The sequence below is a fragment of the Streptomyces sp. NPDC088097 genome (assembly GCF_044741845.1).
Taxonomy (GTDB): Bacteria; Actinomycetota; Actinomycetes; order Streptomycetales; family Streptomycetaceae; genus Streptomyces.
In genome coordinates, this window is the sequence record NZ_JBIUTJ010000031.1 from 1 (window position 1) to 5,379 (window position 5,379).

The 5,379-nt window shown below is 67.7% G+C and carries 7 protein-coding genes and 2 pseudogenes; 5 read left to right on the forward strand and 4 right to left on the reverse strand.

The window, feature by feature from the left end; genetic code table 11:
* Window positions 1-258: 258 nt before the first annotated feature.
* Window positions 259-774 carry a GNAT family N-acetyltransferase gene (locus ACIOD1_RS34955; protein ID WP_365630591.1) on the reverse strand — a complete coding sequence of 172 codons (516 nt, stop codon included), beginning with the start codon at window positions 772-774 and terminating at the stop codon, window positions 259-261.
* Window positions 775-1,270: 496 nt separating this feature from the next.
* Between ACIOD1_RS34955 and ACIOD1_RS34960 the strand changes: the two genes are divergently transcribed.
* Window positions 1,271-1,489, forward strand: a complete 219-nt coding sequence (locus ACIOD1_RS34960) for a hypothetical protein (protein WP_401907198.1) — start codon at window positions 1,271-1,273, stop codon at window positions 1,487-1,489.
* Window positions 1,490-1,505: 16 nt separating this feature from the next.
* Here the strand turns inward: ACIOD1_RS34960 and ACIOD1_RS34965 are convergent, their stop codons facing one another.
* Window positions 1,506-1,880, reverse strand: coding sequence for a RidA family protein (locus ACIOD1_RS34965; RefSeq protein WP_365630594.1), 375 nt, complete (start codon window positions 1,878-1,880; stop codon window positions 1,506-1,508).
* A gap of 76 nt (window positions 1,881-1,956) precedes the next feature.
* Between ACIOD1_RS34965 and ACIOD1_RS34970 the strand changes: the two genes are divergently transcribed.
* The 3 genes and pseudogenes from ACIOD1_RS34970 to ACIOD1_RS34980 all read left to right on the forward strand — a co-directional run.
* Window positions 1,957-2,112 carry a hypothetical protein gene (locus tag ACIOD1_RS34970; RefSeq protein WP_365630597.1) on the forward strand — a complete coding sequence of 52 codons (156 nt, stop codon included), beginning with the start codon at window positions 1,957-1,959 and terminating at the stop codon, window positions 2,110-2,112.
* Window positions 2,113-2,680: 568 nt separating this feature from the next.
* The gene (locus tag ACIOD1_RS34975) at window positions 2,681-3,187 is read left to right on the forward strand and encodes a DinB family protein (RefSeq protein ID WP_401907200.1); all 507 of its coding nucleotides are present in this window, start codon (window positions 2,681-2,683) and stop codon (window positions 3,185-3,187) included.
* Window positions 3,188-3,285: 98 nt separating this feature from the next.
* Window positions 3,286-3,807, forward strand: a pseudogene (locus ACIOD1_RS34980) (IS5/IS1182 family transposase); the annotation flags it as partial.
* 65 nt (window positions 3,808-3,872) lie between these two features.
* Here ACIOD1_RS34980 and ACIOD1_RS34985 read toward each other — a convergent pair.
* Window positions 3,873-4,154, reverse strand: coding sequence for a hypothetical protein (locus tag ACIOD1_RS34985; RefSeq protein WP_365630602.1), 282 nt, complete (start codon window positions 4,152-4,154; stop codon window positions 3,873-3,875).
* Between ACIOD1_RS34985 and ACIOD1_RS34990 the strand changes: the two are divergent.
* Window positions 4,095-4,279: pseudogene (locus ACIOD1_RS34990) on the forward strand (IS701 family transposase); the annotation flags it as partial. The gene ACIOD1_RS34985 and the pseudogene ACIOD1_RS34990 sit on opposite strands and share 60 nt — an antisense overlap.
* Before the next feature lie 257 nt (window positions 4,280-4,536).
* Here ACIOD1_RS34990 and ACIOD1_RS34995 read toward each other — a convergent pair.
* Window positions 4,537-5,070 (reverse strand): hypothetical protein, encoded by a 534-nt coding sequence (locus ACIOD1_RS34995; RefSeq protein WP_365630605.1) that lies wholly within the window; start codon window positions 5,068-5,070, stop codon window positions 4,537-4,539.
* Between the last annotated feature and the right edge of the window lie 309 nt (window positions 5,071-5,379).

The window sequence follows — 5,379 nt, forward strand, 5'->3', positions numbered from 1 at the left end:
GACTCTATCAGACTCTTTCGTGTCCGACTTCCTCGGTGCTTTCCAGGTTCTTCGCTTTCGCGTTTTCCCTTTCCGGCGATTCCGACTCTATCAGAAGTTCTCCACCGGATTTCCCGGCTTCGACGTTTCCGAATGAAGAATCGAGGGCACTCCACCGAAATGAATCCCGTGGAGTGGTGGTTGCCGAACTTGACCAGTTCGAGGCAACCGTTTGACTCTACAACCCTGCCCTGGGGGTGTCAAAACGAGGGGCGGGAGCTACTCCTGCACCCCGGCCATGGTCCTCGACGAGCCCAGATCCGCAGCGAGTCGCAGGCCCGGCCGACCGTCCAACTGGAACTCCTCGCCCGTGGGCCGGAACCCGGCGCGGGCCAGGACGGTGAGCGAACCGGCGTTGTCCAAGGTGGTGACGGCTCGGAGGGCGCCCAGTCCGTACTGGGTCCCGGCGAGCGCACAGACCTCCCGGACCGCGGCCGTCGCCAGGCCCCTGCCAGCTGCGGCCTCCGCGATCCGGTACCCGAGTTCGGCCGAGCCGTTCGCCACGTCGATCAGGTTGACCCGGCCTTGGACCTCGCCGTGCTCATCGACGAGTACGTGGAAGAAATGCAGCCCGGCCTCCTGCTCCGCCAGGAGCTCGCCGAGCCGGTCGTCGAAGTGCGCGAAGTAGTCGTCACCCCGGTCGGGCACGGAGGCGGCGAAGTAGGCCCTGTTCCGCCGCTCGAACCTGAGCAGTGCGGGCGCGTGGTCACGGTGGAGGCGTTCGAGCTGCGGCATGACGGGAGCCTAAGGTGCGCCCCGTGGCCCCTGCCGGCGAAATTCTGCACACGTGCCGAGCAGCCGCCCGCCCCCGTCGCCGCTCCCCACTACGCGAGGTCTGCACCCAGAGCGAGAGCGCGGGCCGGCTCCACACGGTCCGGGCCCAGCCCGTCGACCTCGACCACACAACACGGGGTCACCTGGTCGAGTGCCCGGGAGCCCTTCAACTCGCCCCCGCCCACGCCGAGTGGTGCCGGGGCTGCCGGCGCACCAGCTCACCACCGAGCAGGCGTGCAAGCTACACCGTGACAACGGCATCACCCGCTACGAGGCCTGCAACGCGAGCATGCGACACCCCACCAGCCGGGGCCTGCCTCTCCCCGCCACAAAGGCCTCTTCTCCGAGTACATCGAGGCAGAGGCGGAAACGGGCAAGCCGCTCACGAATTCCACCACGCTGCGGGAGATCGTCGATCGCGCCCCTAAGCGGCAGATTCGGAGCGCCGGACCGCGCGGTGACTCCGCACAGTTCCAGTTGGTCCTGGGCCGCATCCACGTTCCCCGGCTCGGTCCGGGACGACCGCGCACCCGCGCGAACAGGGGAGGAGTGCCACACGGTGGAGTGCGGGATCAAGCGCCTCAAGCGCCATCGCGCGGTGGCCACCAGGTACGAGAAGCTCGCCGTCCGCTACAAAGCCACAGTGCTGGTCGCGGCTATCAACGAGTGGCTGTGACCGGCGCTTCCGGACGTCAGTCGAGAATGGCGTCAAGCTCCACTTCAACGAGCCAGTCGGGTTCGATGAAGCGTGAGACCTCGACGAAGGTGCAGGCTGGACGGACCGACGCGAACCGCTCTCCGTGCGCTCGCGCGGCTTCTTTCCACCGAGTCACATCGGTGAGCATGATGCGGGTCCGCACGACGTCCCCCAGCGACGCCCCCGTTGCCTTCAGCGCGGCGTCTGCGATGTCCAGACACCTGACAGTCTGAGCATAGACGTCGCCTCGCCCCACGGTCGCCCCGTCGTCCCCGATGGGAGCAGTCCCCGCAACCGCGATGTGCGCCCCTTTGCGGACTGCCCGGGAAAACCCTATGTGGGGTTCGAGCGGCGAGCCAGAACTGACCATCTGCCGAACATGATTCATCGCATCATGTTCGCAGATCACCGCACTTTCGAAACAGGCCCCTAGAGGCGTGGATGGAGTGGTTCGAACGCCCGCCGAGGCTGACGCCTCGACCGTCGACCGCAGCCGCGACTCGGACGAGGAGCTCCCGCCGGCCGTCCAGGCCCGCCTCCTCTGCGTCGACTCCAGCCGGATCATCCAGTCCGGCAAGAAGCCGCCGCACGGCTGGCCGTAGGGACGCTTCGAGCAGCTGCCGACGCGCATCCGCCGGTGGCGGGGCACCCGCCCTGCGCTCTGTTAGTTCGCCGACGAAAGCCCCGTCTGCAACACCACCAGCGGTCGACCCCTTGGGCCTGCGGTGAAGGCCTTCGATCCCGTATCCAGCCGGCATTCGAGGCAGTGAAGGTCAGCCGGAACAGAAGAATGACGATCTGGCCGCCGACCGCGAACAGTGCCACGGCAAATCGGTTCGACCCGGGGAGCGGATCATCGGTGCGGCGACCGACGCGGTATCACCGGCATGGACCAGGCGAACCAGGACCAGGCGGAAGGAAACCACGGTCAGCTGAGCAGCGATCCACCCGACGCACCAAGCGGTCGACGTCGGCCCGCGCACGCGCCTGGCGGCCGCTGCCGACCAGGGCCGCCAGGACTTGTCCGGCGAGGATCATGCCGGGCGGGCCGCGCCTATCGGGACGCTGCATCGGCCACCAAGGCGGGAAGCCGGTGCAGGGGGTCGGGCCCCTCGACGAAGACATCAACTACCTCGACATCCGTCGCCATCAGCAGGGATGCTGAGTGCGATGACTCGCATAGACGACACACCTCCCGCATGGGACGACCGCACTCAGCTCACCACCTTCCTCGACTACGCACGCGAAACCGCCCGCGCCAAGTGCCAAGGCGTCTCCGCGGCACACGCCCGGACCGCTCTGCTGCCGGGCTCGCCCTTGATGACCATGAGCGGAGTGATCAACCACCTCCGCTGGGTCGAGTACTACTGGTTCCAGGTGGTCTTCCTTGGCGAGGAGGACCTCGGTCCCTGGACCGAAGAGGACCCCGACCGCGAGATGCGTATCGCCGTCGACTTCCCGCTCCCGCAGCTGGTCGACGAATACACCGACCAGAGCGCCCGCTACCGCGAACTGGTCGCCGGGAACAGCCTGGACACCCGGGCCAAGCGGGCTGTCCGCGACGGCCTCCACGTCGACCTGCGCTGGATCCTCCTCCACCTGACCGAGGAGACAGCCCGCCACAACGGCCACCTGGACATCCTGCGCGAGCTGCTCGACGGTACGACCGGCGCCTAGCTGATCGTTTCAGAATGAGTTGAGTCGTGGGTCGTCCGCTCGATGATCTTGGTCGGCAGGGTGTCTGGGGTGCGTGCTGATCGTGTGTTCCTGACGACCTGTGGGAGCGGGTGGCCCCGCTGTTGCCCCCCGCTCCTGAACGGCGCCGCCGCTATCCCGGGCGGCTGCGTGTTCCCGCGGAGACGGTGGGCTGCTCCGCTGTGACGGCCTGGTGCCGGCCGCGGGACTGGACCGAGGCCGGTGTCTGGCCGCGCCCGCATGCCGCCTTGCTGGCCGAGCTTCGCCGCGCGGGGCTGCTGGACCCGGATGACTGCTCCGTGGACGGGTCACACATCCGGGCCCCCAAAGGGGGGGATCACATAGGCCCCTCGCCCGTCGACCACGGCCGCCCCAACTCCAAGCGCCACTTGATCGTCGACCGGCACGGACGCCCCTCGCCGTGACGTTGACCGCGGGAACCGGCGGGGCTAGGCCCCCGACAAGTACCGCCGCCTCCTGCAGAAGCGCGGCATCAGCCGTTGATCGCACGACGCGGCGTCGCTCATGGTTCCGGACTGGGCAACTGGCTCTCAGCCTCATATGCCTTCGCTGCCTGCGAACTTCGTTCTGAAAGATCAGCGGGGGGCGACATGCCGGAGCCGGTGGCAGGGCGACAAAGTCGGATGCTGCCCTTCGGGGGCTGGGCTCAGGGAAGGTCGAAGGTGATGTCCACCGAACCGCCCCCGTTCGGCACCTCCATGAGCGCGAGGATTCCATCCTCCGCCTCGAAGACTCTCACCAAGATCCCGCTGTTGTCCTCGCCGGGAAACGCAACGGAGAAGTGGGGGTCCATCTCCGTCAGGAAGTCCCAGCCCTCCCGCTGGGTCGTGTCGAGGACATTGGCATGCCGACCGGTTGTCCGGCACGTGCCGACCGCGTCGACAGTCAGGGATCTGACTGCGCCGTCGAGCACCTCGTCGACGACCAAGCAGTACAAGAAGGGCCACCCGCACCGTCGGCGTCCAACGCCAGTACGTCGGCACAGCAGGCAGGCACGAGAACTCCCAGGTCGTCGTCTACGCGGCAACCGCGGGCCCACGCGGCCACGCCGCGGGCGGACCGTACGTCTCATCGAGCCGCAGCCTTCGCCAGGATCGTCACTGGCACCGGCCGGGACAAGTGACGCCAACGGTAGGCCAGTTCACCGGCAGCACGGTTATGGCGTTGGCCGCCGTGCCTGTCGCCCAGGGCGAGCACCAAGTCCGCCGCGGCCCGTCATGCAGGCCGACCCCTGGAGCACTGGCGCCGTCGCCATCCCGCCCGGGCGCGGGACGGCCGCGACCGAAGACAGCGCTCGCCAGGACTGTGCATTACGGCCCGTAGCTGAGATCCGAACCGCCGCTCGGCTCGATGAGCCAGGCCAGGGACCCGGTCTCGCACGGCCAGCCCGTGGTGACGACTTCGACCCACCCGCTGCCCGGTTCACTCACTCCCGAGTCCCACCACCACCAACTGCGATCGTTGCCACGCCCCTCCTCGGTCGGATCGAAGAAGGAGAGCCAATCCGAGAGCATCCACGGCCCCTCAGACTCCGCTGCCTTCTGCTGGGAAGTCAGCCCGTGCCACCAGCGCTGCCACGCCACGGCGTCGAACGACGGGTCGGGAACGGTCTCGGGCTCACATCGCTGCACGAACCACGCCGGCAACAGTTCGGGCCATCGCTCGAACTCGGGCCAGGTGCCGACCTGTTCGATCACAGAAGCCAGAACATCACGCGCCGCACCGATGACCCGTGCCGCGTCGTCAGCGGTGAAGCGGACCCGCACGAAAAAGTCCCGCACTCCACGACTGTCAGCTCCGAGCCCGGCCCGAAGGCGCCGCAGCTCACCCTCCACGATCTCCACGACAACGAAGTGTCCAGCACTACCTCCACGCCCAACCACCAGGCCCCGCTCAACGGCTGAAGTGCTGGGCCGCTTCTTTCGGCCGAGAGTGTGGGTGCACATCGCCCCCTACGTACAGAGCCATTACGGAGCAGGGCGCCCTGCCTGTCGATGTACTGGATCCCGTCACGGCCCGGCTGTCGCTGGGCCGGCCCCTCGATTCGATTGGTCCGTGAACGCAGAAAAGCCCCGCACCGAACCCGTAAGGGTTGGTGCGGGGCTTTCCCACAATGATTGTTCGGCGGCGTCCTACTCTCCCACAGGGTCCCC

Bases quoted from the DNA above. Each gene is read 5' to 3' on its own strand.
- ACIOD1_RS34955 (WP_365630591.1), bottom strand. From the start codon at position 774: ATGCCGCAGCTCGAACGCCTCCACCGTGACCACGCGCCCGCACTGCTC.
- ACIOD1_RS34965 (WP_365630594.1), bottom strand. From the start codon at position 1,880: ATGGTCAGTTCTGGCTCGCCGCTCGAACCCCACATAGGGTTTTCCCGG.
- ACIOD1_RS34975 (WP_401907200.1), top strand. From the start codon at position 2,681: ATGACTCGCATAGACGACACACCTCCCGCATGGGACGACCGCACTCAG.